Annotated in this window: 30 protein-coding genes; 16 read left to right on the top strand and 14 right to left on the bottom strand. The window is 58.3% G+C overall.

Annotated elements, in window-relative coordinates; genetic code table 11:
* The first annotated feature begins 2 nt into the window (after nt 1-2).
* The gene (locus AB4O11_RS15930) at nt 3-251 is read left to right on the top strand and encodes a phosphopantetheine-containing protein (RefSeq protein WP_034153223.1); all 249 of its coding nucleotides are present in this window, start codon (nt 3-5) and stop codon (nt 249-251) included.
* A gap of 104 nt (nt 252-355) precedes the next feature.
* On the opposite strand, the gene AB4O11_RS15925 is transcribed toward AB4O11_RS15930, so the two are convergent.
* The gene (locus AB4O11_RS15925; RefSeq protein ID WP_007914492.1) at nt 356-484 is read right to left on the bottom strand and encodes a PA1414 family protein; all 129 of its coding nucleotides are present in this window, start codon (nt 482-484) and stop codon (nt 356-358) included.
* Between the two features lie 142 nt (nt 485-626).
* Nucleotides 627-1,520, bottom strand: coding sequence for a putrescine utilization regulator PtrR (ptrR, locus tag AB4O11_RS15920; RefSeq protein ID WP_095125552.1), 894 nt, complete (start codon nt 1,518-1,520; stop codon nt 627-629).
* Nucleotides 1,521-1,624: 104 nt separating this feature from the next.
* On the opposite strand from ptrR, the gene AB4O11_RS15915 reads away from it, so the two are divergent.
* Complete coding sequence (locus AB4O11_RS15915) at nt 1,625-2,806, top strand: MFS transporter (RefSeq protein ID WP_460127438.1); 1,182 nt, start codon at nt 1,625-1,627, stop codon at nt 2,804-2,806.
* Here AB4O11_RS15915 and AB4O11_RS15910 read toward each other — a convergent pair.
* The 3 genes from AB4O11_RS15910 to AB4O11_RS15900 form a co-directional block, all read right to left on the bottom strand.
* Nucleotides 2,751-3,683: a DMT family transporter gene (locus AB4O11_RS15910; RefSeq protein ID WP_460127435.1), complete on the bottom strand. Its 933-nt coding sequence runs from the start codon at nt 3,681-3,683 to the stop codon at nt 2,751-2,753. The genes AB4O11_RS15915 and AB4O11_RS15910 overlap by 56 nt on opposite strands.
* Before the next feature lie 241 nt (nt 3,684-3,924).
* Nucleotides 3,925-4,329 carry a DUF2177 family protein gene (locus tag AB4O11_RS15905; RefSeq protein ID WP_099758296.1) on the bottom strand — a complete coding sequence of 135 codons (405 nt, stop codon included), beginning with the start codon at nt 4,327-4,329 and terminating at the stop codon, nt 3,925-3,927.
* A 46-nt stretch (nt 4,330-4,375) separates the two neighbouring features.
* The gene (locus AB4O11_RS15900; RefSeq protein ID WP_093438054.1) at nt 4,376-5,212 is read right to left on the bottom strand and encodes a CvfB family protein; all 837 of its coding nucleotides are present in this window, start codon (nt 5,210-5,212) and stop codon (nt 4,376-4,378) included.
* Between the two features lie 340 nt (nt 5,213-5,552).
* Between AB4O11_RS15900 and AB4O11_RS15895 the strand changes: the two genes are divergently transcribed.
* From AB4O11_RS15895 to AB4O11_RS15885, 3 genes are all read left to right on the top strand, one after another.
* Nucleotides 5,553-5,741, top strand: a complete 189-nt coding sequence (locus tag AB4O11_RS15895) for a hypothetical protein (protein WP_170844885.1) — start codon at nt 5,553-5,555, stop codon at nt 5,739-5,741.
* Nucleotides 5,742-5,946: 205 nt separating this feature from the next.
* Nucleotides 5,947-6,663 carry a TorF family putative porin gene (locus AB4O11_RS15890; protein ID WP_093438058.1) on the top strand — a complete coding sequence of 239 codons (717 nt, stop codon included), beginning with the start codon at nt 5,947-5,949 and terminating at the stop codon, nt 6,661-6,663.
* A 78-nt stretch (nt 6,664-6,741) separates the two neighbouring features.
* A complete protein-coding gene (locus tag AB4O11_RS15885) occupies nt 6,742-7,611 on the top strand; it encodes a DUF6279 family lipoprotein (protein ID WP_320337367.1) in 870 nt (289 codons plus the stop codon).
* 122 nt (nt 7,612-7,733) lie between these two features.
* Here AB4O11_RS15885 and AB4O11_RS15880 read toward each other — a convergent pair whose 3' ends face one another.
* A complete protein-coding gene (locus AB4O11_RS15880) occupies nt 7,734-8,126 on the bottom strand; it encodes a transcriptional regulator (RefSeq protein ID WP_093438066.1) in 393 nt (130 codons plus the stop codon).
* Between the two features lie 175 nt (nt 8,127-8,301).
* Between AB4O11_RS15880 and AB4O11_RS15875 the strand changes: the two genes are divergently transcribed.
* The 4 genes from AB4O11_RS15875 to AB4O11_RS15860 all read left to right on the top strand — a co-directional run bounded on the left by AB4O11_RS15875 (nt 8,302) and on the right by AB4O11_RS15860 (nt 10,878).
* Complete coding sequence (locus tag AB4O11_RS15875; protein WP_460127433.1) at nt 8,302-9,036, top strand: DUF899 domain-containing protein; 735 nt, start codon at nt 8,302-8,304, stop codon at nt 9,034-9,036.
* A gap of 107 nt (nt 9,037-9,143) precedes the next feature.
* Nucleotides 9,144-9,419 carry a hypothetical protein gene (locus AB4O11_RS15870; protein ID WP_093438074.1) on the top strand — a complete coding sequence of 92 codons (276 nt, stop codon included), beginning with the start codon at nt 9,144-9,146 and terminating at the stop codon, nt 9,417-9,419.
* Nucleotides 9,420-9,681: 262 nt separating this feature from the next.
* Nucleotides 9,682-10,266, top strand: a complete 585-nt coding sequence (locus AB4O11_RS15865) for a papain-like cysteine protease family protein (protein WP_460090148.1) — start codon at nt 9,682-9,684, stop codon at nt 10,264-10,266.
* Between the two features lie 12 nt (nt 10,267-10,278).
* The gene (locus AB4O11_RS15860) at nt 10,279-10,878 is read left to right on the top strand and encodes a hypothetical protein (protein ID WP_460127430.1); all 600 of its coding nucleotides are present in this window, start codon (nt 10,279-10,281) and stop codon (nt 10,876-10,878) included.
* 54 nt (nt 10,879-10,932) lie between these two features.
* Here AB4O11_RS15860 and AB4O11_RS15855 read toward each other — a convergent pair whose 3' ends face one another.
* Nucleotides 10,933-12,273, bottom strand: a complete 1,341-nt coding sequence (locus tag AB4O11_RS15855; protein WP_038358505.1) for a DEAD/DEAH box helicase — start codon at nt 12,271-12,273, stop codon at nt 10,933-10,935.
* 191 nt (nt 12,274-12,464) lie between these two features.
* Between AB4O11_RS15855 and AB4O11_RS15850 the strand changes: the two genes are divergently transcribed.
* Nucleotides 12,465-13,763 carry a mechanosensitive ion channel family protein gene (locus AB4O11_RS15850; RefSeq protein ID WP_093438086.1) on the top strand — a complete coding sequence of 433 codons (1,299 nt, stop codon included), beginning with the start codon at nt 12,465-12,467 and terminating at the stop codon, nt 13,761-13,763.
* Between the two features lie 106 nt (nt 13,764-13,869).
* Here AB4O11_RS15850 and AB4O11_RS15845 read toward each other — a convergent pair whose 3' ends face one another.
* The 3 genes from AB4O11_RS15845 to AB4O11_RS15835 all read right to left on the bottom strand — a co-directional run bounded on the left by AB4O11_RS15845 (nt 13,870) and on the right by AB4O11_RS15835 (nt 16,227).
* Nucleotides 13,870-14,736, bottom strand: a complete 867-nt coding sequence (locus AB4O11_RS15845; protein ID WP_116254449.1) for a carboxylate/amino acid/amine transporter — start codon at nt 14,734-14,736, stop codon at nt 13,870-13,872.
* A gap of 346 nt (nt 14,737-15,082) precedes the next feature.
* On the bottom strand, nt 15,083-15,682 hold the full coding sequence (locus tag AB4O11_RS15840) for an FMN-dependent NADH-azoreductase (RefSeq protein WP_099758291.1): 600 nt from the start codon (nt 15,680-15,682) through the stop codon (nt 15,083-15,085).
* A 230-nt stretch (nt 15,683-15,912) separates the two neighbouring features.
* Nucleotides 15,913-16,227, bottom strand: a complete 315-nt coding sequence (locus AB4O11_RS15835) for a 3-phosphoglycerate kinase (RefSeq protein WP_095049282.1) — start codon at nt 16,225-16,227, stop codon at nt 15,913-15,915.
* Nucleotides 16,228-16,276: 49 nt separating this feature from the next.
* Here AB4O11_RS15835 and AB4O11_RS15830 point away from each other — a divergent pair, with 49 nt between their 5' ends.
* The 5 genes from AB4O11_RS15830 (at nt 16,277) to aqpZ (ending at nt 21,491) form a co-directional block, all read left to right on the top strand.
* The gene (locus AB4O11_RS15830) at nt 16,277-17,200 is read left to right on the top strand and encodes a LysR family transcriptional regulator (RefSeq protein WP_007914443.1); all 924 of its coding nucleotides are present in this window, start codon (nt 16,277-16,279) and stop codon (nt 17,198-17,200) included.
* A 14-nt stretch (nt 17,201-17,214) separates the two neighbouring features.
* Nucleotides 17,215-18,018, top strand: coding sequence for an alpha/beta fold hydrolase (locus AB4O11_RS15825; protein ID WP_460127428.1), 804 nt, complete (start codon nt 17,215-17,217; stop codon nt 18,016-18,018).
* A gap of 3 nt (nt 18,019-18,021) precedes the next feature.
* Nucleotides 18,022-18,579 carry a peptidylprolyl isomerase gene (locus tag AB4O11_RS15820; RefSeq protein WP_034153204.1) on the top strand — a complete coding sequence of 186 codons (558 nt, stop codon included), beginning with the start codon at nt 18,022-18,024 and terminating at the stop codon, nt 18,577-18,579.
* A gap of 90 nt (nt 18,580-18,669) precedes the next feature.
* A complete protein-coding gene (locus AB4O11_RS15815; RefSeq protein ID WP_093438109.1) occupies nt 18,670-20,502 on the top strand; it encodes an ABC transporter ATP-binding protein in 1,833 nt (610 codons plus the stop codon).
* A gap of 296 nt (nt 20,503-20,798) precedes the next feature.
* Nucleotides 20,799-21,491 (top strand): aquaporin Z, encoded by a 693-nt coding sequence (gene aqpZ, locus AB4O11_RS15810; protein ID WP_093438113.1) that lies wholly within the window; start codon nt 20,799-20,801, stop codon nt 21,489-21,491.
* A 116-nt stretch (nt 21,492-21,607) separates the two neighbouring features.
* Here the strand turns inward: aqpZ and AB4O11_RS15805 are convergent, their stop codons facing one another.
* Nucleotides 21,608-22,732, bottom strand: a complete 1,125-nt coding sequence (locus AB4O11_RS15805) for a GNAT family N-acetyltransferase (protein WP_460127426.1) — start codon at nt 22,730-22,732, stop codon at nt 21,608-21,610.
* Between the two features lie 282 nt (nt 22,733-23,014).
* Here AB4O11_RS15805 and AB4O11_RS15800 point away from each other — a divergent pair, with 282 nt between their 5' ends.
* Nucleotides 23,015-24,337 (top strand): putative porin, encoded by a 1,323-nt coding sequence (locus tag AB4O11_RS15800; protein ID WP_007914428.1) that lies wholly within the window; start codon nt 23,015-23,017, stop codon nt 24,335-24,337.
* A gap of 143 nt (nt 24,338-24,480) precedes the next feature.
* Here the strand turns inward: AB4O11_RS15800 and AB4O11_RS15795 are convergent, their stop codons facing one another.
* The 3 genes from AB4O11_RS15795 to AB4O11_RS15785 all read right to left on the bottom strand — a co-directional run bounded on the left by AB4O11_RS15795 (nt 24,481) and on the right by AB4O11_RS15785 (nt 26,581).
* Complete coding sequence (locus AB4O11_RS15795; protein ID WP_093438121.1) at nt 24,481-24,717, bottom strand: anti-sigma factor family protein; 237 nt, start codon at nt 24,715-24,717, stop codon at nt 24,481-24,483.
* Entirely contained in the window at nt 24,711-25,322 is a 612-nt protein-coding gene (locus tag AB4O11_RS15790; RefSeq protein ID WP_093438125.1) for an RNA polymerase sigma factor, read from the bottom strand. The genes AB4O11_RS15795 and AB4O11_RS15790 overlap by 7 nt, the downstream gene beginning before the upstream one ends.
* 137 nt (nt 25,323-25,459) lie before the next feature.
* Nucleotides 25,460-26,581, bottom strand: coding sequence for a beta-ketoacyl-ACP synthase III (locus tag AB4O11_RS15785; RefSeq protein WP_093438130.1), 1,122 nt, complete (start codon nt 26,579-26,581; stop codon nt 25,460-25,462).
* Between the last annotated feature and the right edge of the window lie 277 nt (nt 26,582-26,858).

Below are 26,858 nucleotides of genomic sequence, written 5' to 3'. Positions count from 1 at the left end.
CCATGAGAAGAGCTGCCGTGCGTGCCGCCGTGCACCGATATATCCGGCGTCTGTTGGAAACCCGCGAATTCAACGACAACACCAGCCTTGTGCAACTGGGCCTGGAGAAAGCCGATATAGAAGATCTGATCTTTCATCTGGAAGATGAATTCGGCCTGACGGCGTTTACCGCCGAGGAAGACCGCATGCTCAAGACCGCGAAGACCGCGAATGACTTGAGCCGGTTTTTGCTGGAAATCGGGCGGCACTGAAAACAAAAGATCGCAGCCTTCGGCAGCTCCTACACGGACTAATGCAGGAGCTGCCGAAGACTGCGATCTCTTGATCTTGAATCCTTGATCTCGGATCGGGGGCGTTACCGGCGCCGTTGTTGACGGCGGCGCTGCTCGTCATCGGTGCGGATCGGGACAGGTTGCAGAGGCGGTTCGATCAAGCCAAGGGCAACACCCAAGTCGTGCAGCCAGTTTTGAATTTTCTCTTTCATCGTCATGCCCCCTTCAGGGTGGTGCTGAGCGGCCGGAATTCTGAGGCCGCTTCGCACTGATAATAGTCCGAAGTCCTACGTAATGCTCGGCCAAATCCGCAATGATCTGTTACTGAATTGAACAGAATATGCCGCCATTGGTTCAGGCTGTTTCTCGGGTTTCAATCTGAGCCGCAGGATAGACAGCCTGCTGCACCTCGATCCATGCATTGAGGTTGGCGCCGACCATGCCCTTGCGCCACATGAGCCACGTTGTCGCACCCACAAATGGCTCGGCCAATGGATGCACCGCGACGCTGTCACGCCCCGGCAGACTGGCCAGCATCGACTCCGACATCAGCGCCACGCCACTGCCGGCAATTACACAGGCGAGCATGCCTTGATACGACTCGATCTCCATCGCCCGGCCCATAGTCGCGTGATAGTGCGAAAACCACGCCTCCAGGCGCATGCGGTAGGAACAGCCGCGACGAAAGGTGAACACCGAACGCCCTTCAACATCCCGCGCGCTGCGCACCGGCGGATGATCGATTTCAGTGATCAACACCAACCGCTCCTCGCACAACGGCACGCCGTCGAGCCCGGCGAGTTCCAGCGGGCCGTCGACCAACGCGGCATCAAGGCGCCCGGTGAGCAACCCCTCCAGCAACTCGCCACTCGGTGCTGACTGCACTTGCAGATTCACCGCTGGATAGCGCTTGTGATACTGCGCCAGCAGCGCCGGCAGATGAATCGCCGCCGTGCTGTACATGGTGCCCAGAGCGAAGTCACCGGCGGGTTTGCCGCCCATCACCGCCGCACTGGCCTGATCGCGCAGGGCGAAGAGTTTACCGGTGTAGTCCAGCAGGACTTTTCCTGCAGGCGACAGTTGCAAACGCTGACGCTCACGGACGAATAACTCGACACCGAGCTGCTCCTCCAGTTGCTTGAGCCGGGTCGATAGATTCGATGGCACGCGGTGCAGGCGTTCCGCAGCGCGGGTGATGGAACCTTCCTCGGCCACGGCCTGGAAGATCCGTAGTTGGCTGAATTCCACAACCTTTCTCCAGAACAGAACAAGTTACTCACTATTATTCAATTTTAAAGAAAGTCAATCAGTCCTAGCCTGACGGTCATTGATCCTTCAAAGGAATCCCGACCATGTCGCCGCTTATTCGCTTATCTGCCTGCTTCGTGGCCCTGATGATGGCCATGGGCATCGGACGTTTCGCTCTCACCCCGCAAATGCCGCACCTGCTCAGCGAAGGTCAGATCGACCTGACAGCCGCTGGTCTGATTGCAGCGGTCAACTACCTCGGTTACTTGCTCGGCGCGGTGGACGCGATGTTCGCCCATCGTCCGCAACAGGTTCAGCGGCGCCTGCACGGTGGCTTGTGGCTGTGTGTGCTGCTGACCCTGGCATCGTTCTGGGCCGATGGTTTTTGGTCGCACCTGGTGCTGCGCTTCGGCACCGGGGTGGCGAGTGCCTGGGTGCTGGTGATGATCACGACTTTAAGCCAACCGTTGGCTGCGGCAGCGGGTCGTCCACGTTTGGGCGCACTGGTATTCGCCGGACCGGGTTTAGGGATTTTTCTGACAGGATTGTTGGCACTGGTCTCACATCTGCTCAACCAGACTTCCGCGACGTTGTGGCTGATTTACGCAGCGGCTGCGTTGGTGATGATGCTGGGGGTCTGGCGACTGCTGCCTAAGCCCGTCGCAACGGCTGCGGTTGCAGTGGCGGCAGGCAATCCATCGAATCGCGGCATCGGGCGGCTGGCCGTGATTTATGCGCTGTACGGCGTCGGCTACATCATTCCCGCGACCTTCCTGTCGCAGATGGCCACTGGGCAATTTCACGGACAATGGCAGGCGGACTTGTTCTGGCCGTGCTTCGGTCTGGCCGCGGCGCTTGGCGTGTTGCTGGTGAGTCTACGGCGTCACGATCCCGAAACGACGCGCCACTGGTTGATGGCGACGTTGTGGCTGCAAGCGGCCGGTGTCTTTGCCTGCCTGCTCGGCAGTGGCCTGGGCCTCGCACTGGGCGTGATCCTCTGTGGCACACCGTTCCTCGCCTGCATGCAACTGGTCATGCAACGCTCGCGGGAACTGGCGCCGCATGCCACCCAACGCAATGCCGGCATGCTCACCGCGTGCTTCGCCGTCGGCCAACTCAGCGGCCCGTTGCTGGCGGCGTTGAGCAGCCATTTCAGCGGCGGTTTGCAGCCAGCATTGGTAATCGCCGGCAGCGGATTGTTGATTGCCGGCGGTCTGGCGATGCAATCGACTAGCGCTGGCCCAGCGCTTTGCGCAAACGCCGACGCAGCCACTGCTCGGCGCTGACAAAAGTGATGCCGAACAGCACCAGTACAGCGCCAACGACGAAGTTCACAGTCAACTGTTCGCCGAGCAGCAACACGCCAAAGGTCACGCCGAACAGCGGCGTCATGAACGAAAACACCGCGAGGTTGGCTGCCAGATAACGGCGCAGCAGCCAGAACCAGATCAGGTAACTGAAGAACGACACCACCAGGCCCTGGAACAACACGCTGGCCACCGCCACGGTGGTCAGGCTGACGTGGGTGATCTGGCCGCTGAACAGCGCAATCAAGAGCAGCCCGATGAAGCCGACGATCAATTGATAGAACAGGGTCAGCGTCACCGGTGCTTCCGACAGACGCGAAGCGCGCACTACCACCGTGGTCGCGCCCCAACAGGCACCAGCCAATACGCCAAAGGCATCGCCCAACAGCATGCGCCGGTCGAGGTTGTCCCATGACACGCCACCGGCGAAGGCAATCGCGATGCCGATAAACGCGAGCAGAATGCCCAGCCATTGCAACGGCCGCAGCCGTTCACTGGCCAACAGAAAATGTACGCCCAGCGCAGTGAAAATCGGCGCGGTGTAGAGAAACACCGACATGTGTGCGGCGGTGGTCAGTTGCAAGCCTTCGGCGATGAAGAAGAACTCCAGACCAAAAAGCGCACCGGCTAACAAGCCGCCGCGCCAGGTAACGCCGACCTGATCCCAGCCGCCCTTCCAGCAGATCAGCAAACCGACCAGCAACGCGGAAATTCCCGAGCGTGCCGCCGCTTGCATGACTGGCGCAATGTCCGGCGCCGCCCATTTGATCATCACCTGCTGCACGCCCCAGATCAGGCAAAGACCGATCATCACTTGCAGGGCAAAACTGTCGGCATTGCGCCGCTCGACACTCACCGCAACACCTCGAATACACACAACATGGCAGGCCATCCAATGGTCAGAAAACAGTGTCGAGGATTATCAATGACTCGAGCGCAAAAAGCCGTCTGGAAAAGACATTTTGTGCTTCATTGGCGCCAGTGGTGAATGGCTGTCGGCTACGCCGTCATTCGCGAACGAGCTCGCTCCCACTTTGGAATGCGTTCGCCTGTGGGAGCGAGCCTGCTCGCGAAGAGGCCGGCATTGCCAACCCAGACTACCGATCAGATATGCCAAACCGTTTAGCCAACAAAAACCCGACGCTACAAGCCACAGCAGTAGCAAACGTCCCCCACGCCCAATCCATCAGCGTCACCTGCACCGACCAGCCACGCAACGTCGCCCAATTGGTCAGGTCATAGGTGCCATAAGCCACCAGCCCCAACAACGCGCCCCGCTTCGCCGCCCACTGCCAGGTCGCCGCAGGCAGCACCACAAACACCACGCAGCCAAAAACATACAGGCAATAAAAAACCGCTGCAGGAATCAGCAGCGGTTTTTCGAGCATCAGCGGGCCGAGCAGTTCGCGATAGGTCGGCGCCATCAACAGGCCGAGCCAGATACCATCGAGCAATAAAAACATCACCAGTGTGGCGACGTAGGCAATCAGCGTTTTTTTCATCGACCCGATCTCGTGTGTGTCCCATGCAAGATGGGCCACCCAAGGCTCAGGTTAGTTCAATGCGATCAGCATGAATAACGATCTTGCCTTCCTTGTACAGCGAGCCGATGGCCTTCTTGAAGTTGCCTTTGCTGACGCCAAACAGGCTGCTGATCAACGCTGGATCGCTCTTGTCGCTGACCGGCAACGTGCCGCTGTTGTCACGCAACTTGGCGAGGATCTTCGAGTTCAGGCTGCTCGCAGCTTCCTGGCCAACCGGTTGCAGGCTCAGGGCGATCTTGCCGTCGGCACGCACTTCCTTGATGTAGCCCTTCTCAAGCATGCCGGCGCGCATGAACTTGAAGATCTCATTCTTGTGAATCAGACCCCAGTGCTTGTTGTTGATGATCGCCTTGAAGCCCATGTCGGTGGCTTCGGCAACCAGCAGATCAACTTCCTGACCCTGACTGTAATTGGCCGGAGTCTTGTCGAGGTAGCGATCCAGTCGCGCAGTGGCGGTGATACGGCGGGTGTGCTTGTCGAGGTAGACATGCACCACGCAGTATTCGCCGGCGGTCATCTGGCGCTTCTCTTCGGAATACGGCAGCAACAAATCCTTCGGCAGCCCCCAATCGAGGAACACACCGATGCTGTTGACTTCAACGACTTTCAGACTGGCAAATTCGCCGACCTGCACTTTCGGTTTTTCCGTGGTGGCGAGAAGTTTGTCTTCGCTGTCCAGATAAACAAAAACGTTGAGCCAATCTTCATCTTCGGTCGGAATATCTTTCGGGATATAACGATTAGGCAAAAGAATCTCGCCATCGGCACCGCCATCCAGATATAAACCGAAGTTAGTGTGTTTAACCACTTGCAAACTGTTGTAACGCCCGACTAAAGCCATTTCCAGAACCCTCATTGCGTGGGCGGCATTCTACCCGTTTTTATCGTGGCCGTCGGGTGACAGATCGGCACGCTTGTGAAACCGGTTCAACACCTTGATTTTCCTCGGGCGCAGCCGGGCCGAGGTGCCGCTCGTCAGACAGGCACGAACGCTCATGACTGAATATTTCAATGCACGCGCACATAGATGTTGTTATTTAAAACAGCAGGTTAGCCGGATATTTCGAATATTGGATCGAGAATAATGCAGCAATGCGGTTGGTTATTCCGGGGGATATTTACCAAGCAATTGTCAAGTTATTCCTGTACGATGCCTGGCCGAGTTACTTTTCTACAGGTTAATGGCCGCCATGCGTGTAAAAGCATCCTCCAGCAAAGCAAAGCCAGCTCCAGCCGTTGAAACCAGCGAATCGATCAACGATCAGATCGCAGCGTTTCTCAAGTCTGGTGGCGAGATCCAGCAAATTGCCAAAGGCGTCAGTGGCCAGACATTCGGCCCGTCCAAGCAGATCAGCCTGGGCAAGAAGTAACACCGGTTTTACACCCGTCCAGAGGCGCTTTGAGCTTTGAAGCGCCTGGACTGGCACCGCGTAACCTCCCTCCTTTTTAAACAAAATTCCTTGTGAATCGACGAACGGCCTTCAATGCCGATCATTCGCCGGTATCCTTGCACGCGTCTAGATCAAGCGTTTCAGCAGGCCCGCCTTCCTGCGCTCGCTGTTCATGGAGTGACGCATGCGCAAATCTTCCTGTTTATTGCTCGTAAGCCTGATAGTCGGCTCGACCGCGCACGCGCAGATTTTCCAGCGTGAACTCGGCGACTTCGATCTCAAACTCGGTACCACGCCCACGCGCAGCATGGCTCAAGGCCTGGTCAAACCGGCAGCCGTCGGTTCGTTCCATGGCGGCCTCGACCTGAGCCACGACAGCGGCCTCTATGTCGGCCAGTACGCACCGAGCATGGGCATCTCCCCGGGCAAGAACCTCGAAATCGACTCCTACGTCGGATTTAAACAGCCTTTCGATCAGACCCTCGGCTATGAAGTCGGCATGATCCACTACAGCTATCCCAAGGTAGATACTCTCGACAGCCAGGAGCTGTTCGGTGGCCTGACCTTGCTCGGTAGTCGTTTCGGCGTGGCCTTCAGCAATGACCCGGATAAACAGAACAACACGTTGTTTGCCGATCTTGGCGGCAACCAGCCATTCGGCATCGGCGTCAGCATGAAATACACCACCCACCAACTGAACACGCCAGTGGCCGTGGACGGTGGTTATGTCGGCAGTTTTACCGATTGGTCGGTGAAATTGTCGCGACCGTTCATGGGCGTCGACCTCGATCTGATCTACAGCGACTCCAGTCTGAGCGGCAGCGATTGTTCGGCCTACTCCGGGCACAACAGCGAATGCGACGGCCTCGTCACCCTCAAGGCTGCGCGCGCGTTCTATTGATCGGCTGAACTGCCGGGTTCATTCTGCGTTCACATAGGAATCAGTTCCTCGAAGCCAGGCTCACGCAAGGATTCGCCCATGTCTCGCTGGTTCAAACAGATCGCCGCGCTACTGATCTTCACCCTCGCCCTCGGCGCTTGCAGCCGTGTCGGCCTGGCCTATCGCAACCTCGACGTGATCATTCCATGGACGCTCAGCGACTATCTGGACATGAACGGCGAGCAGAAAGACTGGTTCAACGAACGCCTCAAGGACCACCTGAGCTGGCATTGCACCACGCAATTGCCGGGCTATCTGGACTGGCTTGATCGCCTGCAGACCATGGTCGAATCCAATCAGGTCACCGATGCCGCGTTACAGGCGCGCACTGCGGAAGCCAAGCAGGCGATTGCCGAAACCGCTCGAGAGATCACCCCGTCGGCGATCGAGTTGCTGCAAGGGCTGGATGACAAGCAAGTGGCCGAGATGAATGATGCGTTCGCCAAGGATCTGCGCAAGCGTCAGCAGGAATACCTCAAGCCGCCGCTTGATCAGCAAATTGCCGAGCGCGGCGCACGCATGGTTAAACGTCTGAACGACTGGCTGGGGCCATTGAGCGCCACTCAAGAACAGCGGGTCATGGCGTGGTCGACCGCGCTGGGCGATCAGTACACGCAATGGATCGCCAATCGCGCCCATTGGCAAAAGCAATTCAGTGCAGCCGTCGCGCAACGCAAAAGCCCCGAATTCCCACAGAGAATCGAGACGCTTCTGGTCAATCGCGAGAGTTTATGGACAGCCGATTACCGCAAGGCCTTCGCCGAAACTGAAGCACAAGGACGATCTCTGGCGGTGGACTTGATGGCCGAAAGTACGCCGCAACAACGTCAGCGGTTGTTAAAGAAAATCGAAGGAGTGCGCAAAGACTTCAACGAGCTCAAATGCCTCAAGGCCGCGCAAAAAACCTGAAGACACCTACATCCAATTGTAGGAGTGAGCTTGCTCGCGATAGCGGTATTCCAGTGACATCAATGTTGACTGGAACACCGCTATCGCGAGCAGGCTCACTCCTACAGGGGATCTGCGTAAACTCAGGCGATCTGGGCTTTAGACGCCACTTCCTCAAAGGTCGCCTCGGCCAGCGCATCCTCTTGCTCATCCAGCACCTGACGCGGGTGATCGTTGCCGGGAATGCTGCTGTCGATCAGGCTCAGCAGGCTGGAACCGCGAGGCGTCAGAACAAAATTGTTTCCCGTGCTGCCCTCCTCATCCGGACGCGGTGCGATGTAGCCGCGCAACAGCAGCAACCGTTCATAATCGCAGGCCAGCGTTTTCAGATGATCCAGATTCTCGATCGGCTCGCCGGCGCTGGCTTTCGCCGCCGCATAGTCTTCGGCGTAGGCTCGAGGGGCAAAACTGTGGCCGGCACTGTTCTGCACTTCATGCAGCAAGCGTTCAATCAAATCCCAATTATATTTCGTCATCCTGATACAACCTCCGGTGCGCGTGATTTATGGCGCGTTCATAGGTTGTGACCGGAGTGGCTCGCAGCCGTTCAGCCGCATTTCCCGCAGCGACCGACCGGCGGTCTGTCGATTTGCAGCAGGGTTAAACGACTAGTCTGAAACAGACGGTTTCAACCCCGCAGGAGAAATCATCATGAACGTTGAGAATCATCCGGTGGTATCGCGCGAAGAATGGCTCGCCGCCCGTAAGCAGCATCTGGCCCATGAGAAAGCTTTCACCAAGGAACGCGATCGCCTCAGCGCCGAGCGTCGAGCCTTACCATGGGTGAAGGTCGACAAGGACTACCACTTCCAGGGTCCGAACGGCGAGTTGAAACTGGCTGACCTGTTTGGCAAACACAGCCAATTGGTGGTTTACCACTTCATGTTTGCCAAGGACTGGGAGGAAGGTTGCCAGGGTTGCTCGTTCCTCAGCGACCACATTGATGGCGCCAACCAGCATCTGGCTCATCACGACATCGCGGTGGTAGCTGTGTCCCATGCGCCCTTCAACGAATTCCAGGCGTTTAAACAACGGATGGGCTGGAAGTTTGACTGGGTGTCGTCAGAGGGTTGCGACTTCAACTATGACTTCGGCGTTTGTGCCCGGGCTGAGGATGTCGCGGCGGGAAAGGCTACGTACAACTACGAAAAGACTGACAGTGCTGAGGAGGAAATGCCGGGGTTGAGTGTGTTTTATCGCGATGAGGCCGGGGAGATTTTCCACACCTACTCGACCTACGCTCGCGGTCTCGACATGCTGGTCGGCGCCTATAACTACCTCGACCTCACGCCCAAGGGCAGGAATGAAGACGAGATCATGGAGTGGGTGCGGCATCACGATCGCTATGAGCTAGCGACAAAATCCAGTTGCTGCCACGGTAAATGAAAGCCTTTTTGTGGGAGGGAGCTTGCTCGCGCCCATAGAGTCTGAACTTTTCGCCAGTTTCGCCGCTCAACCGGTTAACCCGCCTTAACCGGAACTGAGGCCTGCCCATGAAAACCCTGATCAAGCTCACCCTCGCCGCCACCTTGGCCTGCGCCCTGCCCGTCTGGGCCTGCACGCCGGAGGAAGCCACCGAAAAGCGCGAACAACTGGCCAAGGAAGTCGCCAAGCTCACCGAACAGAATCCGGCCAAGGCCAAGGAGATCAACGCCGAGTTGCAGAAGATGGATCTGGGCACGGCCAGTGCCGATCTGCCGGATAAATGTCAGTTGATTGATCAGCGGTTGAAAGAGTTGGGCACGGCGGAGAAAAAAGCGGAAAGCTAAAAGCCAGATCAAAAGATCGCAGCTTGCGGCAGCTCCTACATCGATCCCTGTAGGAACGGCCGAAGGCTGCGATCTTTTGCTTATGGAAATGCATTAATGCATTTATTTATTTGCATTAACGCATATCCACATCTACGGTTACATCGAGCAACGAGATCGGAACCCGCCATATGACATGGCAACCCGTGAACACCGATCGCTCGGCAACACCGCAACACCCACACAAGCTGGACGCTTGTTTTCACTCATGGAGGATTGAAAAATGTTAACAACAGCAGCAACACAATTCACCGGCGAATCACTGCCAAGGTGCCTGGCCGGTCACCTGCGCGACCCGCAACTCGCCGAAGTCGAAGCCGCTGAACAGCTCAGCGCCCGCGCCGCTGGCAGCCTTAACTTCAATATGCAGAAACAGACCCAGACCAACTGGTGCTGGGCCGCCGTGTCCGCTTCGGTCGGCAACTATTACGGCACCGGCAACTGGACGCAGTGCGGCGTGGCCAGCACCCAACTGGACCGCAATTGCTGCAATCAGCCGGGGCCGTGCAACGTCTACGGCTATCTGGATTCCGCTCTGCAAACCACTCGCAGCTACAACGGCATGAATCAGGGCTCGCTGCAGATGTCGGCCATCCGTAACCAGATCAGCATGGGCCGCCCGGTCGGACTGCGCTGCGCCTGGTACGGCGGTGGTGCGCACTTCCTGACGATCTACGGCACCAACGGCGATTACGTATTGGTTGCAGACTCCATCTACGGCTATTCGACCCGCGCGCTGAACGCGTTCCCCCGCGCCTACAACGGCGGCGGCAACTGGACCCACACTTACTTCACCGTGAAAAACTAGGAGGGCGAGATCATGCAACTGACTTATCCAAAGGCGCCTTCCAACGGCGTACAGACCTTGCGCCCGGCGCTGCAAGCGGCACTGCAAACCCAAGGCTTTGGCGCCAATCGCCAATTCGCCAACGCAGCACCTGCGAAGATCAGCCTCAGCGAGGCCTATCGCGGCTACTCGCTGAATCTGGAAGACCTGAGCCAAAGCAAAGGTCTGAAAGACGCACGAATCGGCGACTGGCATTACCTGGTGTTTGCCGACGGCGTGACGATTGCCGATGCGCAACTGGCCGAGGTGCGCGGGCATGTCGAATTCGCCTCGTTGAACCACGGCGATCACGCCGCCGCTACGGTGGCTGCGCTGAAACTGGCGGAACAAGCGCCGCAATTGCAGGGTAAAACCGTTGAGCTGCGCGTGCTGTTTGTCTCGGCACTGCACGTTGTCGCAATCTGGCTGCACGCCGACGGTGAGGACGTGCTGATCCCGATCGAGCCGACGCCGAAGGAGCTGGCGGTCACGCGGTTGTACAGCGAGGCAGCCTTGCTCGCAGCATTGAAGCCGGCGGCCGATCAAGCCAAACGGCGCTTTGATGCCGACACCAGTGGTCAGCTCGGCAACTGATGGACGAAAAAAACCCGGACACTGTCCGGGTTTTTTATGCACGCTTGAAACGCCTTACTCAGCCGCAGGCTCTGCTGGCTTGCGACGCTTGAGCGGTGCCATGCCGTCGCTGCTCACCAACGAGTCAGGCTTCGGACGATTGACGCTCTTGCGCTTGGTCGGCGTCTTGGCGGCAGTTTTCTTCTTGTCACCCTTGGCGTCGGTCTTTTTCTTCTTCACACCAACGGCTTTGCCCGAGGCCTTGACCTTTTTCGGTCCGCCGTAGGTGCCTTTGACTTCCTTGATGGTGCGGCGCTCGAAGCTCTGCTTCAGGTAGCGCTCGATGCTCGACATCAGGTTCCAGTCGCCGTGGCAGATCAACGAGATCGCCAGACCGTCGTTGCCGGCACGACCGGTACGGCCGATGCGGTGCACGTATTCGTCGCCGCTGCGTGGCATGTCGAAGTTGATCACCAGATCCAGGCCATCAACGTCCAGACCACGGGCCGCGACGTCGGTGGCGACCAGAATCTTCACGCCGCCCTGCTTCAGACGGTCGATCGCCAGTTTGCGATCCTTCTGGTCTTTCTCGCCGTGCAACACGAACGCTTTGTATTCCTGAGCCACGAGGCGGCCGTAGATGCGGTCGGCCATGGCGCGGGTGTTGGTGAAGACGATGGCCTTCTGGTAGGTCTCGTTGGCCAGCAGCCAGTTCACAATCTGCTCTTTGTGCTGATTGTGGTCGGCGGTGATGATCTGCTGACGGGTGGTCGAGTTCAGCTGGCTGACCGCGTTGAGCTGCAAGTGCTCAGGGTTGTTCAGTACCTTGCCGATCATCTCGCGCAGGCCGGAACCACCGGTGGTGGCGGAGAACAGCATGGTCTGCTGACGGTTCGGGCATTCGTCAACCAGACGCTGTACGTCTTCGGCGAAGCCCATGTCGAGCATGCGGTCAGCTTCGTCGAGCACCAGCACTTCGACTTCTTTGAGGTCGAGGTTGCCGGCGTTGAGTTGCTCGATCATCCGGCCCGGGGTGCCGATGAGGATGTCCGGCACTTTGCGCAGCATCGCGGCCTGGACCTTGAAGTCTTCACCGCCGGTGATCAGGCCGGACTTGATGAAAGTGAACTGCGAAAAGCGCTCAACTTCCTTCAGCGTCTGCTGGGCCAGCTCGCGAGTCGGCAGCAGGATCAGCGTCTTGATGCTGACGCGAACCTTGGCCGGGCCGATCAGGCGATTGAGGATTGGCAGTACGAAAGCGGCGGTTTTGCCGCTACCGGTTTGCGCCGTCACCCGCAGATCACGCCCTTGGAGCGCCAGCGGGATGGCCGCGGCTTGCACAGGCGTTGGCTCGACAAATTTCAGCTCGGCCACAGCTTTAAGCAGGCGTTCGTGCAGGGCGAATTGGGAAAACACGGGTGCTACCTCGAAGATATGCAAAAAAACAGCTGCATAGGTTACCGGTTTCGAGCGCTCAGGCCGAGTTTCTTTATACAAACGGACGTAATCAGTGGCTTTTTTGTTGCTCGATTTGTCTTCAACGGTAATACACGGCGTCTTAAATGCTCTAATCGCCCATCGCGTCTTACAGAAGAATCGTTGCTCATATGGATTTCAAACAGCTCTGGCACAACGCCCAAGACCTCTGGGGCACCCTCGAACAGCATCCGTTCTTGCAGGCTGGCCTCGCACTGACCGTGCTATTGGTCATCGCACTGGTGCTCGGACGAGTGGCGCGTTACCTGATCCTGCACGCCAGCCGCATGCTCGGACGCCAGCCGGCGTTGCACTGGATCAATGACTTTCGCCATAACAAGGTGTTTCAGCGTGTGGCGCAGATGACGCCATCGCTGGTCATCCAGTTCGGCCTGCATCTGGTGCCGGAACTGAACAAAACCGCGATGACCTTTCTCGGCAACGTCGCGTTGTCGTTCACCATTCTGTTCCTGCTGCTCTCGGTCAGCGCTCTGCTCAATGCCCTGCTCGACATCTATGCGCGTACCGAACATGCGCGTACACGTTCGATCAAAGGCTACGTGCAACTGGCAAAAATGGTCTTGTACGTATTCGGCGCGATCATCATCGTCGCCACATTGATCGACCGTTCGCCGCTGTTGCTGCTCTCCGGTCTGGGTGCAATGTCGGCGGTGATTCTGTTGGTCTACAAGGACACCCTGCTGTCGTTTGTCGCCAGTGTGCAGTTGACCAGCAACGACATGTTGCGCGTGGGTGACTGGATCGAGATGCCACAAGTCGGCGCCGACGGCGATGTGGTCGACATCACCCTGCACACGGTCAAGGTGCAGAACTTCGACAAGACCATCGTTTCGATCCCGACCTGGCGGCTGATGTCCGAGTCGTTCAAGAACTGGCGCGGCATGCAGCAGTCCGGCGGGCGGCGGATCAAGCGCAGCCTGTTCATCGACGCCAGCGGTGTGCGTTTCATCCGCGATGACGAAGAGGAAAAGCTCTCCCAGGTGCACCTGCTCACCGACTACATGAGCCGCAAAAAAGCCGAGCTCAAGGCATGGAACGAGGCGCAGGGCAATGTCGCGGCGATGTCGGCCAACCGCCGGCGCATGACCAACATCGGCACGTTTCGCGCCTATGCACTGGCGTATCTGAAGAGTCATCCGGAGATTCAGCCGAACATGACCTGCATGGTGCGGCAGATGCAGACCACGGCGCAGGGTATTCCGCTGGAGATTTACTGCTTCACCCGCACCACGGTGTGGGCCGATTACGAGCGGATTCAGGGCGATATTTTCGATTATCTGCTGGCGGTGTTGCCGGAGTTCGGGCTGAGTCTGTATCAGCAGCCGAGTGGTGGGGATTTGCGTTCCGGGTTGCTGCCGGCGGTACTTGGCGCGGCGAGCATTCCCGAACCACAGAAACACCTCATGTAACCCAAAGATCAAATGTGGGAGCGAGCCTGCTCGCGAATGCAATGTGTCAGTCGACCCATACTTATCTGACCCAGCGCCTTCGCGAGCAGGCTCGCTCCCACAGGGGTTATGCAGCGACCGTTTTTTTTCGGATGCCCAGTCGGCTGATCCATACGGCGGCAAGGATGACGCTGCCACCGAGGAACAATCTTCCAAGTTCCTCATGCTGATTCCAGATCAGCAGATTCAGCAGCAACCCCACCGGCACATGCAGATTGTTCATCACCGCCAGCGTGCCGCCGTTGACCATGCACGCACCCTTGTTCCACCAGTACATGCCCAGCGCGGTCGAGACCAGGCCGAGGAACAGCAACACGCCCCATTGCAGCGGCGCTTCCGGGAGGAAGTTGGCTTTTCCGAACATCAGGAATGCCGGCAGCACCACCGCCAGCGCGCCGAGGTAGAAGAAGCCAAAACGGCGGTAATGCGGCAGGTCGCTCGGGTGTTTCGCCACCAGATGCTTGTACATCACCTGCCCTGCCGCGTAGGTGAAGTTGGCCAGTTGCAGCAGCAGGAAGCCCATGAAGAAGTCCGGGCTGATGCTGTCGAAACGAATCACCGCCGCCCCGCCCACCGCCACTAACGCGGCGATCAGCGCCCACGGGTTGAAGCGTCGGTTCAGCGCATCCTCGATCAACGTCACGTGCAGCGGCGTGAGGATGGTGAACAGCAACACTTCCGGCACCGTCAGCACGCGGAAGCTCAGGTAGAGGCAGACGTAAGTTACGCCAAACTGCAAGGCGCCGATCATCAGCATGCCGCGCATAAACGAAGGTTCGACCGAGCGCCAGCGGGTCAACGGAATGAACACCAGCCCCGCCAGCACCACGCGCACCAGCACCGCGAAATAACTGTCGACGTGACCGGCCAGGTATTCGCCGATCAGACTGAAGGAAAACGCCTGGATCAGCGTGACAAAAAGTAGATAGCCCATGCTCGCCCCTAATTTGAATGGCGGCGACGATAGCGGTTTTCTGGTCTCACTGCGAATAGCCCGAAACACAACATTCCCTTGTGGGAGCGAGCCTGCTCGCGAAAGCAGAGTGTCAGACGGCAGATACTTGTCTGTTACGCCGCTTTCGCGAGCAGGCTCGCTCCCACCAGGAGTTTTGCGTCGTTCAAAAAATACAGACAAAAAAAAGCCCGATCTCGCTAATGCGTTCAATCGGGCTACAGCACTCAGGAGCAACAAGTGCAAAGGGAGGTTCGATGCGCGTAGAGCCTTGAAGGGGTTGCGCCAGGTCACTTAAACAATCGGCGATTATCTGGGGATTAACCTATCAAGCGACCTGGGACAGCTTGGCATTGGCCTGATTCAGGCCCTTCTCCTGAAAGTCGCCACCGAGGTTCATGCCCTCGGCGTGAATGAACGTCACGTCGTTGATGCCGATGAAGCCCATGACCTGACGCAGGTACGGTTCCTGATGGTCGGCCGGGCCGCCGGCGTAGATGCCGCCGCGAGCGGTGAGCACGTAGGCACGTTTGCCGCTGAGCAGGCCTTGGGGGCCGGTTTCGGTGTACTTGAAGGTCACGCCGGCACGCAGCACGTGGTCGAGCCAGGCCTTGAGGGTGCTCGGGATGGCGAAGTTGTACATCGGCGCGGCCATCACCAGTACGTCGGCGGCGAGCAACTCATCGGTCAATTCGTTGGAACGATCCAGCGACGATTGCTCGTTGGCGTTGCGCTGATCGGCAGGCTTCATCCAGCCACCCAACAGATTGCTGTCCAGGTGTGGCACCGGGTTCACGGCGAGGTCACGCACAGTGATCTGATCGTTGGGATGCGCTGCTTTCCACTGACTGATGAAAGTCTGGGTCAGTTGACGGGAAACCGAGTCTTGCTGGCGGGCGCTGCTTTCGATGATCAGAACGCGGGACATGGTGTGTAGCCTCCATCCGAGAATGTTGTAGGTCGATGGAGTGAAGGTTAAACAGAGTCGAATCGATGAAAAAGCGCAAATAATTGCTGCAAAGCATCGAATAATTCGTTTAGATGCTGACACACACCTTGTAGGAGTGAGCCTGCTCGCGATAGCGGTGTGTCAGTTAACACAGATGTATCTGACACACCGCTATCGCGAGCAGGCTCACTCCTACAAGGGATCGACCGTTATTTCGGGGTGCAGGTCAGTTTGATGCGCAGCTTGATGATCTCGCGGGTGAACTTGGCCGTGGCGTTTTTATGTTTGCCGGCCGGTACCTCGATCGTGCGGGTGCGCGGTGCTTCCGGGCCATTGCTGAACACCGCTTTGCAGGCCGCATCGACGTCACCGTAGTTAGCCACCCGGATGGAGCCGATGTCGTTATCGGTGTCGAAGGTCTCGTAATCGATCTTCATGCCGTTGAGATCCTTCTGCACATCGATCGGGTAAGCAAAAGCAGTCAGCGGAAGCAGCGCCAGCAGCACACAACAGAATTTTTTCATTCGGCAGTCTCCATGAGGGACGGCCAGCTTAGGACAAGAGGAGCTATTGATGAAAGCGCCCCGCGTGACCCTTGATCAATGGCGAACATTGCAGGCCGTGGTCGACCACGGCGGATTCGCCCAGGCCGCCGAGGCCTTGCACCGTTCGCAATCGTCGGTGAGTTACACCGTCGCCCGCATGCAGGACCAGCTCGGCGTGCCGTTGCTGCGGATCGACGGGCGCAAAGCCGTGCTCACCGAAGCCGGCGGCGTGTTGCTGCGTCGTTCGCGACAATTGGTGAAACAGGCCAGCCAACTGGAAGACCTCGCCCATCACATGGAGCAAGGCTGGGAAGCCGAAGTGCGGCTGGTGGTCGATGCGGCCTACCCGAGCGCACGCATCGTTCGCGCACTGACCGCGTTCATGCCGCAGAGTCGCGGCTGCCGCGTGCGCCTGCGTGAGGAAGTGTTGTCGGGTGTTGAAGAAGTGCTGCTCGAAGGCGTGGCCGATTTGGCCATCACCGGCCTGAGCATTCCCGGTTACCTCGGCGCGGAATTGAGTGACGTCGAGTTTGTCGCCGTCGCCCACCCCGATCACCCGCTGCACCGGCTCAACCGTGAACTGAGCTTTCAGGATCTGGAAACCCAGATGCAAGTGGTGATCCGCGACTCCGGCCGCCAGCAACCACGGGATGTCGGCTGGCTCGGCGCCGAACAGCGCTGGACCGTTGGCAGCCTCGCCACGGCGGCCACGTTCGTCAGCAGCGGCCTCGGTTTTGCCTGGCTGCCTCGCCACATGATTGAACGAGAGCTGAAGGATGGCTCGCTCAAGCTGCTACCGTTGGACAGGGGCGGCAACCGCAATTCCAGCTTCTATCTGTATTCGAACAAGGACAAGCCCCTGGGCCCGGCCACGCAAATCCTCATCGAACTGCTGCGTACCTTCGACACCTTGCCGCTGGACGCACCGTTCGCCGCCCCTGAACAAGCCTGACACGGAGTTCACCGATGGCCTGGTTCGAACATGAAGGTTGCAACCTGCACTACGAGGAATATGGCCACGGTACGCCGTTGCTGCTGGTTCACGGGCTCGGTTCGAGCACGCTGGATTGGGAAATGCAGATCCCGGCGCTGGCCGCGCACTATCGGGTGATCGTCCCGGATGTTCGGGGCCACGGGCGTTCGGACAAACCGCGCGAGCGCTACAGCATCGCCGGTTTCAGCAACGACCTGCTGGCGTTGATCGAGCACTTGAACCTCGGCCCGGTGCATTACGTCGGGCTGTCGATGGGCGGCATGATCGGCTTCCAGTTCGGCGTCGATCATCCGCAAATGCTCAAGAGCCTGACCATCGTCAACAGTGCGCCCGAGGTCAAAATCCGCAGCCGCGACGACTACTGGCAGTGGTTCAAACGCTGGAGCCTGATGCGACTGCTGAGCCTCGCGACCATCGGCAAAGCCCTCGGCGGTAAACTTTTTCCGAAACCGGAACAGGCGGATCTGCGACAGAAAATGGCCGAACGCTGGGCAAAAAACGACAAACGTGCTTATCTCGCCAGCTTCGATGCGATTGTTGGCTGGGGCGTTCAGGAACGACTTTCCCGAGTGTCCTGTCCAACGCTCGTCATCAGCGCCGACCGTGACTACACACCGGTGGCACTGAAAGAAACCTATGTAAAACTGCTGCCGAATGCGCGGCTGGTGGTGATCGCCGATTCGCGCCACGCCACCCCGCTCGATCAACCCGAACGTTTCAATCAAACGCTGCTGGAGTTTCTCGCCGCAGCCGATATTCAATCTCAGGATCACTGACCCATGTTGAAAAAACTCGCCCTCGCCGCTGGTACTGTGCTGTTTGCCGCCAACCTGATGGCTGCCACGCCAGCCAAGGCACCGCACGTGCTGCTGGACACCACCAACGGCCAGATCGAAATCGAACTGGATCCGGTCAAGGCACCGATCAGCACCAAGAACTTTCTCGATTACGTCAACAGCGGCTTCTACAACAACACGATTTTCCACCGTGTGATCCCGGGCTTTATGGTCCAGGGCGGTGGTTTCACTCAACAGATGCAGCAGAAAGAAACCAAGGCTCCAATCAAGAACGAACACAAAAACGGTCTGGCTAACGTTCGTGGCACCTTGTCCATGGCTCGCACTTCCGTACCTGATTCGGCGACCAGCCAGTTCTTCATCAACGTCAAGGACAACGACTTCCTCGACCAGGGCGATGGCTACGCAGTATTCGGCAAAGTGGTCAAAGGTATGGACGTCGTTGACATCATCGTCAACTCGCCGACCACCACCAAACAAGGCATGCAAAATGTGCCTTCCGACCCTGTCTTCATCAAGTCGGCCAAAGTCATCGACTAAGCTGTACAGGGCGTATCGAGCGGCGCTGGCCTGATCCCGCGCGCCGCTCACACCGATAAAAGGAGAGCCCGTTCCCCGGGCGGTTATCTGATGCTCTATCGCCGTTTCGAACAACTGATCGACGTGTTCCGCGACGCCCCCACGGCATCCCCGCCGGATCGCGTGCTGCCCTTCTACACCTATTACCTGAAGCAGGTCTGGCCGAGTTTTGCCGCCCTGCTCACCGTCGGACTGTTCGGCGCCTTGATCGAAGTGGCGTTGTTTAGCTACCTCAGTCGCATCATTGACCTCGCCCAAGGTGCACCGAATCCGAATTTCTTTCAGGAGCATGGCCTGGAATTGGCCTGGATGGCCGTGGTCGCGCTGATCTTGCGCCCGGTCTTTGTCGGCCTGCACGACCTGCTGGTGCACCAGACCCTGAGCCCGAGCATGACCAGCATGATCCGCTGGCAGAACCACAGCTACGTGCTCAAGCAGAGCCTTAACTTTTTCCAGAATGACTTCGCTGGTCGTATCGCCCAACGCATCATGCAGACGGGCAACTCGCTACGTGACTCTGCGGTGCAAGCAGTGGATGCGTTGTGGCATGTGCTGATCTACGCGATCAGCTCGCTGGTGCTGTTCGCCGAGGCGGACTGGCGCCTGATGATTCCGTTGCTGACGTGGATCGCCGCTTACATTGGCGCGCTCTGTTACTTCGTGCCGCGGGTCAAGGAGCGCTCGGTGGTGTCCTCCGATGCACGCTCCAAACTGATGGGGCGGATCGTCGATGGTTACACCAATATCGCCACCCTGAAGTTGTTCGCCCATACCAATTACGAGCAGCAATACGCCCGCGAAGCAATCGAAGAACAAACCGAAAAAGCCCAACTGGCGGGCCGCGTTGTGACCAGCATGGACATCGCCATTACCACCATGAACGGCCTGTTGATCGTCGGCACCACAGGCCTGGCCTTGTGGCTGTGGACGCAATCGCTGATCACTGTCGGGGCGATTGCCCTGGCAACCGGTCTGGTGATTCGCATCGTCAACATGTCCGGCTGGATCATGTGGGTGGTCACCGGCATTTTCGAAAACATCGGCATGGTCCAGGACGGCTTACAGACCATTTCGCAACCGGTCAGCGTCACCGATCACGAGCAAGCCAAACCGCTGGAAGTGGCCCGTGGCGAAGTGCGTTTCGAGCACGTGGATTTTCACTACGGCAAGAAGCGCGGGATCATCGGCGATCTCAATCTGAACATCAAACCGGGTGAGAAAATCGGTTTGATCGGGCCGTCCGGCGCCGGCAAATCGACGCTGGTCAATCTATTGCTGCGCCTGTACGACGTCGAGGGTGGGCGGATTCTGATTGATGGCCAGAACATCGCCGAAGTCGGTCAGGAAAGCCTGCGTGCACGGATCGGCATGATCACCCAGGACACCTCGCTGCTACACCGTTCGATCCGCGACAACTTGCTGTACGGCAAACCGGATGCGACCGATGCCGAGTTATGGGACGCGGTGCACAAAGCGCGCGCCGATGAGTTCATTCCGCTGCTGTCGGACGCCGAAGGGCGCACAGGCTTCGATGCGCATGTGGGTGAACGCGGGGTGAAACTGTCCGGTGGTCAGCGTCAGCGCATTGCGATTGCGCGAGTGCTGCTCAAGGACGCGCCGATCCTGATCATGGACGAAGCGACCTCGGCACTGGATTCGGAAGTCGAGGCGGCGATCCAGGAAAGCCTGGAAACCCTGATGCAGGGCAAAACTGTCATCGCGATTGCGCACCGACTCTCGACCATTGCCCGTATGGATCGGCTGGTGGTGCTGGAGAACGGCAAGATTGCCGAGAGCGGCACCCATGCCGAGCTGTTGGCCCATCGCGGTCTGTATGCACGACTTTGGGCGCACCAGACCGGAGGGTTTGTCGGCATAGATTGATGCACTGGACTTCCCTGTGGGAGCGAGCTTGCTCGCGAAAGCGTCGTATCAGTCGCCACTTGCGTTGCTGATCCACCGCTTTCGCGAGCAAGCTCGCTCCCACAATGGACATGCAACAGCTCACAAGGCCGCCACAGCCCGCAAACCAAGGGCGCTGGCGGTTTTTTTGTGGCTGCTGGAAATCCGCAGAAAGCCTGCTGTACTCAGCCAAGGTTTCGGTACGAAACCTGTCGTAAATCTGCAGGGATGCACAACTCGATGCAGTCTCGATAGCAGGGCTATCAAGGACGCCTCTCATGTCTCTGTTCAAACGTTCAGTCACTGAGTTGTTGGGTACGTTCTGGTTAGTATTGGGTGGTTGCGGCAGCGCGGTGATCGCCGCGTCTTCACCGTTGGGAATCGGGGTGCTGGGGGTGGCCCTGGCGTTTGGTCTGACGGTGCTGACCATGGCATTCGCCATCGGTCACATCAGCGGATGTCACCTAAACCCGGCCGTGTCGGTCGGTCTGTTCGTCGGCGGTCGGTTTCCGGCCAAAGAGTTGCCCGCCTACATCATCGCGCAGGTGCTTGGCGCGATTCTCGCGGCGGCGCTGATCGCGCATATCGCCAGCGGCAAGGAGGGTTTCGATATCGCTGCAGGCCTCGCTTCCAATGGTTATGGTGAGCATTCGCCGGGGAAGTATTCCATGGCGGCAGGGTTTGTGACCGAGCTGGTGATGACGGCGATGTTCGTGATCATCATTCTGGGCGCGACCGATAGACGCGCACCACCGGGGCTGGCACCGATCGCCATCGGCCTGGGCCTGACGCTGATTCACCTGATCTCGATTCCCGTCACCAACACCTCGGTGAACCCGGCCCGTAGCACGGGACCGGCACTGATGGTCGGCGGCTGGGCAATTGCGCAGTTATGGATGTTCTGGGTCGCACCGTTGATTGGCGCGGTGGTCGGTGGCGGGATCTATCGCTGGTTGGGCAAAGAAGAGTAGCCAAGGCATACACAAAACAAATGTGGGAGCGAGCTTGCTCGCGAAGGCGGTGTGTCAGCTGATATCCATGTCACTGCAACACCGCTTTCGCGAGCAAGCTCGCTCCCACAAGGGATCTAGGTTTGGCGATAAGGCAACGCGGTTTTCGCTTCTTCGGCATAAGCGAGGACGCCGGCGCGTTCCTGTTTCAGGAAATCCTTAACCGCCGCTTCCAACCCCGGATGACGCAAGTAATGCCATGAATGGGTGATCACCGGCTCGAAGCCACGAATCAACTTGTGCTCGCCCTGAGCGCCAGCATCGAAACGCTGATAACCCTGCGCGATCGCGTAATCCATGCCCTGATAAAAACAGGTCTCAAAGTGCAGTCGATCAAACTCTGCCAGACAGCCCCAATAGCGCCCGTAGAAACTGTCGCCACCGACCAGACTGAAGGCCATCGCCACCGGCCGTGAGCCTTGTTTGGCCAGTACCACGCGAATCGCCTCGGGCATGCGTTCGGCCAGCAGACTGAAAAACTCCCTCGTCAGATACGGCGTCTGGCGCCGCACCGCATAGGTGTTGGCGTAACAAGCGTAGACAAAATCCCACTGCGCCTCGTCCAGCTCGCGCCCCTCCAGCCATTCAAATTCAAACCCCTGCCCCGCCACTTGCTCGCGTTCCTTGCGCATCTGTTTGCGCTTGCGCGAACTGAGTACGTCGAGGAAATCCTGAAAGTCGCGATACCCGCGATTCTGCCAGTGATATTGACAGCCAATACGTTGCAGCCAGCCTGGTTGCTCGGCCATTGCAGCGTCGGTGAAAGGATCCGTGAAGTTGATGTGCGCGCTGGAAAGCCCTTCGATTTCCAGGTAACCGGGCAGGCTCTTGAGCAGCTCGAAACCGTCTTCGACATTGGCCGCCAACAAGCGCGGGCCGCTGACCGGGCTGAACGGCACGGCGCTCAACAGCTTGGGGTAGTAATCGATGCCGGCGCGGGCGCAGGCGTCGGCCCAGCCATGATCGAACACGTACTCGCCGTAGGAATGCCACTTGCGATAACTGGGCAGTGCGGCGATCAGTCGATCATCTTCAATATGCAGCAAATGCTCAGGTTGCCAGCCGGTGTGAGGGCCAACGCTGCCACTGTCTTCCAGTGCACTGAGAAAAGCGTGGCGCAGAAATGGCTGGCTTTCAGGCACCAGCGCATCCCAGGTTGCCGGAGCGATTTGCGACAGGTTTTGCAGGCATTGCAACGGCATCGACAGCTCTCCACAACAAGACTTCAGCGCCCGGCGAGTATCGCCGATTGCGTGGCATTGCACACCCGCAATCGGCCGACAGCGCTCTAGATCAATAGTTCAGGACAAATCGATATCGTCATCAACCTGCCATCACTGTGCCACTGCTCTGTCATAAACCATCGCGATACTGGCGCCTGTTTTTAGAGCGCCGGGTTCTACCCGGACACTGTTTTCCGACGCTCGAATCGTCGGTTGTGCCCCGGATGGTTGTGCCATCCCCTCTCATCTTCGGAGATTGCTATGCGTCTTGCTTCCACGAAAACTGCGGCGGCCCTGTGCGGTGGCTTGTTGCTGGCCATGAGTGTTCCGGCCAGTGCTGCAGTCGACGCCAAACTGCTCGACATGCTCAAGGCTAACGGTTCCATTTCCCAGGCGCAGTACATCGAACTGCAAACTGAACTGGCCAAGGATCAGAAGGCTCAGCAAATCGCGCAGCAGGCGCAGCAAGAGACCAACGAACAAGTCGCCGCTGTTGCGAAGAAAACCAACGAACAAAGCGTCTTCGACCAGAAACTCGCCTGGGCAGCCAAGACCCAATTCAAGGGCGATGTGCGTATCCGTCAGGAGACCATCAAGATCGACGGCGAACCGAACAACGGTGGCCGCGACAAGGACCGTCAGCGCATCCGCGCCCGTCTGGGTGCCTACACCGAAATCAACCCGCAAGTCGACACCGGTATCCGTATCGCCACCGGCGGCGGCGATGATGCCCGTTCGACCAACCAGGACCAGGACAACTACTTCGACAAGAAGCAGATCTGGCTGGATCTGGGCTACATCGACTACCACCCTGACCAGATCAAGAACCTGCACATCATCGGCGGCAAGATGCTCCAGCCGTGGGTCAGCATGGGCGACGTGATCTGGGATAGCGACATCAACCCGGAAGGTCTGGCCGTTACCTACAAATACCCGTTGGGCAGCAGCGCCGAACTGTTCGGCAGCCTGGGTAACTACAACCTCAAGGACAACGTTGACGGCGATGGCGTGCAATTCCGTCACGACCTGCGTCTGACCGCCGGCCAGTTGGGTAGCCGCTTCAACATCACTGACAACTTGAAAGTGACTCTGGGCGGTAGTGTCTATGCCTACCAGAACGACGAAGACAGCCGCTGCACCGGCACGTCCACACCGTGCGCACTGGCGGTCAACGGCAACTCGGCCAACAACGAATTCCGTCTGTATGAAGGCTTCAGCCAGGTCGACATCGGCGGTCTGCCAATGCCACTGTCGTTCTACGGTCAGTACGTGAAGAACAACGATGCCGTGACCGATCAGGACACCGCGTGGCTGTTGGGTGCCAAGTCGAAAGTCTTCGGCCTGAACCTCGATTACAACTATCGTGACGTGCAGCGCAACGCCGTAGTCGGCGCTTTCACCGACTCCGACTTCGCCAACGGCACCACCGGTTCCCGTGGCCACAAGTTCAAGGTCGGTTACGACATCGACAAGAACTTCGCCATTGGCGCTACCTACTTCCTGACCAAGGCCGATTTCGCCAGCCGTACTCAGCGTGACGCTGACGCCAACACCTTGCAGCTGGACGCGGAAGCCAAGTTCTAAGAAAACAGCTACAAGCTTCGAGCGACAAGCCGCAAGTCACGGCTCCCCTTGCGATTTGCCGATCGAAGCTGATTTTCCTGCAGCCCGGTGCAGTTACAGCGATCCCCATCATCCGTTCGCTGGCGCTGCACCGGGCTGTGTTTTTACGGGCTATCGTCCCGCCTCTGCGTAGCCAGACGCTCAGCCAGCGCGTCCACACCCTCTTCCGGTTTCTCCGGCATCGCCTTCAAGGTCGCTTGCATCAAACGCATCTGACGAATGAAACGCCGACAGTTCGGGCAAAACATCAGGTGATGGCGCACCATCAGTTTTTCACGAAAGCTCAATTGGCCATCGAGATAATCGCTGGAGCGCGCCACTTGTTCCTTACAGGTCAGCATTCCCCTGTCTCCTCAAAATGCTCCACGGTCGCGAAGACTTTCAGCCGCGCACGATGCAGCAGCACACGGACATTGGAGAGCGAGATCTCCAGAAGATTACAGATCTCCTCCAGCTCCAGCCCTTGGCGTTCGCGCAACAACAAAACGCTGCTTTGCAGTTCCGACAGGTTCAGCAGGGTGTGCTCCAGACAGTCACGCAATTCACCTTCGGTCAGCAAGGCTTCCGGGGTGTCCTGATGCCAGGCGAACGGGGCAACCAGCCAATGGCCGTCACCGGGAGAAAAGCGGTCATCGTCGATCGTGCCATGAGGTGACGGCAGATCATCCATCAACACTTCCCGGCGATTTTGTTTATAACGGCTTTTGGCCGAGTTGGCCGTGATGGTCAACAGCCAGGTCTTGAGACTGGAGCGGCCTTCGAAGCTGGCGATGTGGCGCACCACCGATAGCCAGGCATCCTGCACCACTTCTTCGACATGGCGCTGGCCGACAATCGCATACGCCACGGCGCGCATGGCGCTCTGATACGTCGTCACCAGTTCCTTGAAAGCCTTTTGCTCACCCGCCAGCAGGCGCGCAAGCAGTTGGGTGTCGTCAGCCGCCATCCAAAAATCTCCTTGTGCCGATTCCGAAAATGATAGCGGCAGGTCTTCACCTGCCGCCATTTCCGAAAAATTACAGCGTTTGAGCCGATTCGGATGTAGGAAAGGTCGGCGCGATCAGGTGGAAATTAAACCGATTTTCAACGCTTGCGCAGAATCACGCTACCGATCGAATAGCCTGCACCGAACGAACTCAACACCGCCAGCGAACCGGCAGCCAGATCATCCTGATACTTGTGGAACGCAATCACCGAACCCGCAGAGCTGGTATTGGCGTAGGTGTCGAGAATCACCGGGGCTTCTTCTTCAGTGGCTTCGCGACCCAGCAACTTGCGCACGATCAGGTGATTCATGCTCAGGTTGGCCTGGTGCAGCCAGAAGCGCTTCACGTCGCCGACGTTGAGCTGGTTCTCTTGCAGATGTTCGCCGATCAGCTCGGCAACCATCGGGCAGACATCCTTGAACACCTTGCGGCCTTCCTGCACGAACAGTTTGTCGCGGGCACCAATGCCCTCTTCCGCCGCGCGGTTGAGGAAACCGAAGTTGTTGCGGATGTTGTTGGAGAACTTGGTCAGCAGCTTGGTGCTGACCACATCGAACTGGTGTTTGGACGTCGCGGTCTCAGCGCGCTCGATGATCACTGCAGTCGCCGCATCGCCGAAGATGAAGTGGCTGTCGCGGTCACGGAAGTTCAGGTGACCGGTGCAGACTTCCGGGTTGACCATCAGGATCGCCCGGGCCTGGCCCAGTTGCACGCTGTTGGCGGCGGCCTGGATGCCGAAAGTCGCCGAGGAGCAGGCCACGTTCATGTCGAAACCGAAACCCTGAATGCCCAGGGCTTCCTGGACTTCGATGGCGATGGCCGGGTAGGCGCGCTGCAGGTTGGAACAGGCAACGATCACGCCGTCGATGTCGGCAGCAGTTTTGCCGGCACGTTGCAGGGCCTGTTCGGCAGCGCCGATAGCCATCTGGCAAAGCACCGACCATTCGTCGTTGGAACGCTCCGGCAGACGCGGGGCCATGCGTTGCGGATCGAGGATGCCGTCCTTGTCCATGACAAAGCGGCTCTTGATGCCTGAAGCTTTTTCGATGAACGCGGCGCTGGATTCGGTCAGGGCCTGGACTTCGCCGCGGGCAATGGCCTCGGCGTTGTCGGCGTTGAACTGGGCGACGTAGGCGTTGAAAGACTGCACCAGCTCTTCATTGGAGATGCTGTTGGCCGGGGTGTACAGGCCGGTGCCGCTGATGACGACGTTATGCATGGTCGTTTCTCTAATCTGTTCAGGCAGAAAGTGCTGGAACCGTCGTACCAACACACAAAGGGTCTATTCCCATCCGGGGGACGCAAACCTGGCATCGCTTTATTCCGTCGCGCGAACCGGGCGAAGGCTCTGGGTCGCGAAACCGGCGTTTATGGTCGCGAAGTTTGCCATAAACGCGGGGTTTTGGCGCCTTTCTCAAGCACAACCCAAATCCCAATGTGGGAGCGAGCCTGCTCGCGATTGCGTCGTATCAGTCGCTATTGCGTTGACTGACACT

This window comes from Pseudomonas sp. H1_D05 (assembly GCF_054682705.1).
Note: the sequence above shows the minus strand (reverse complement) of the source record. Positions and strands in the feature narration are given on the sequence as shown.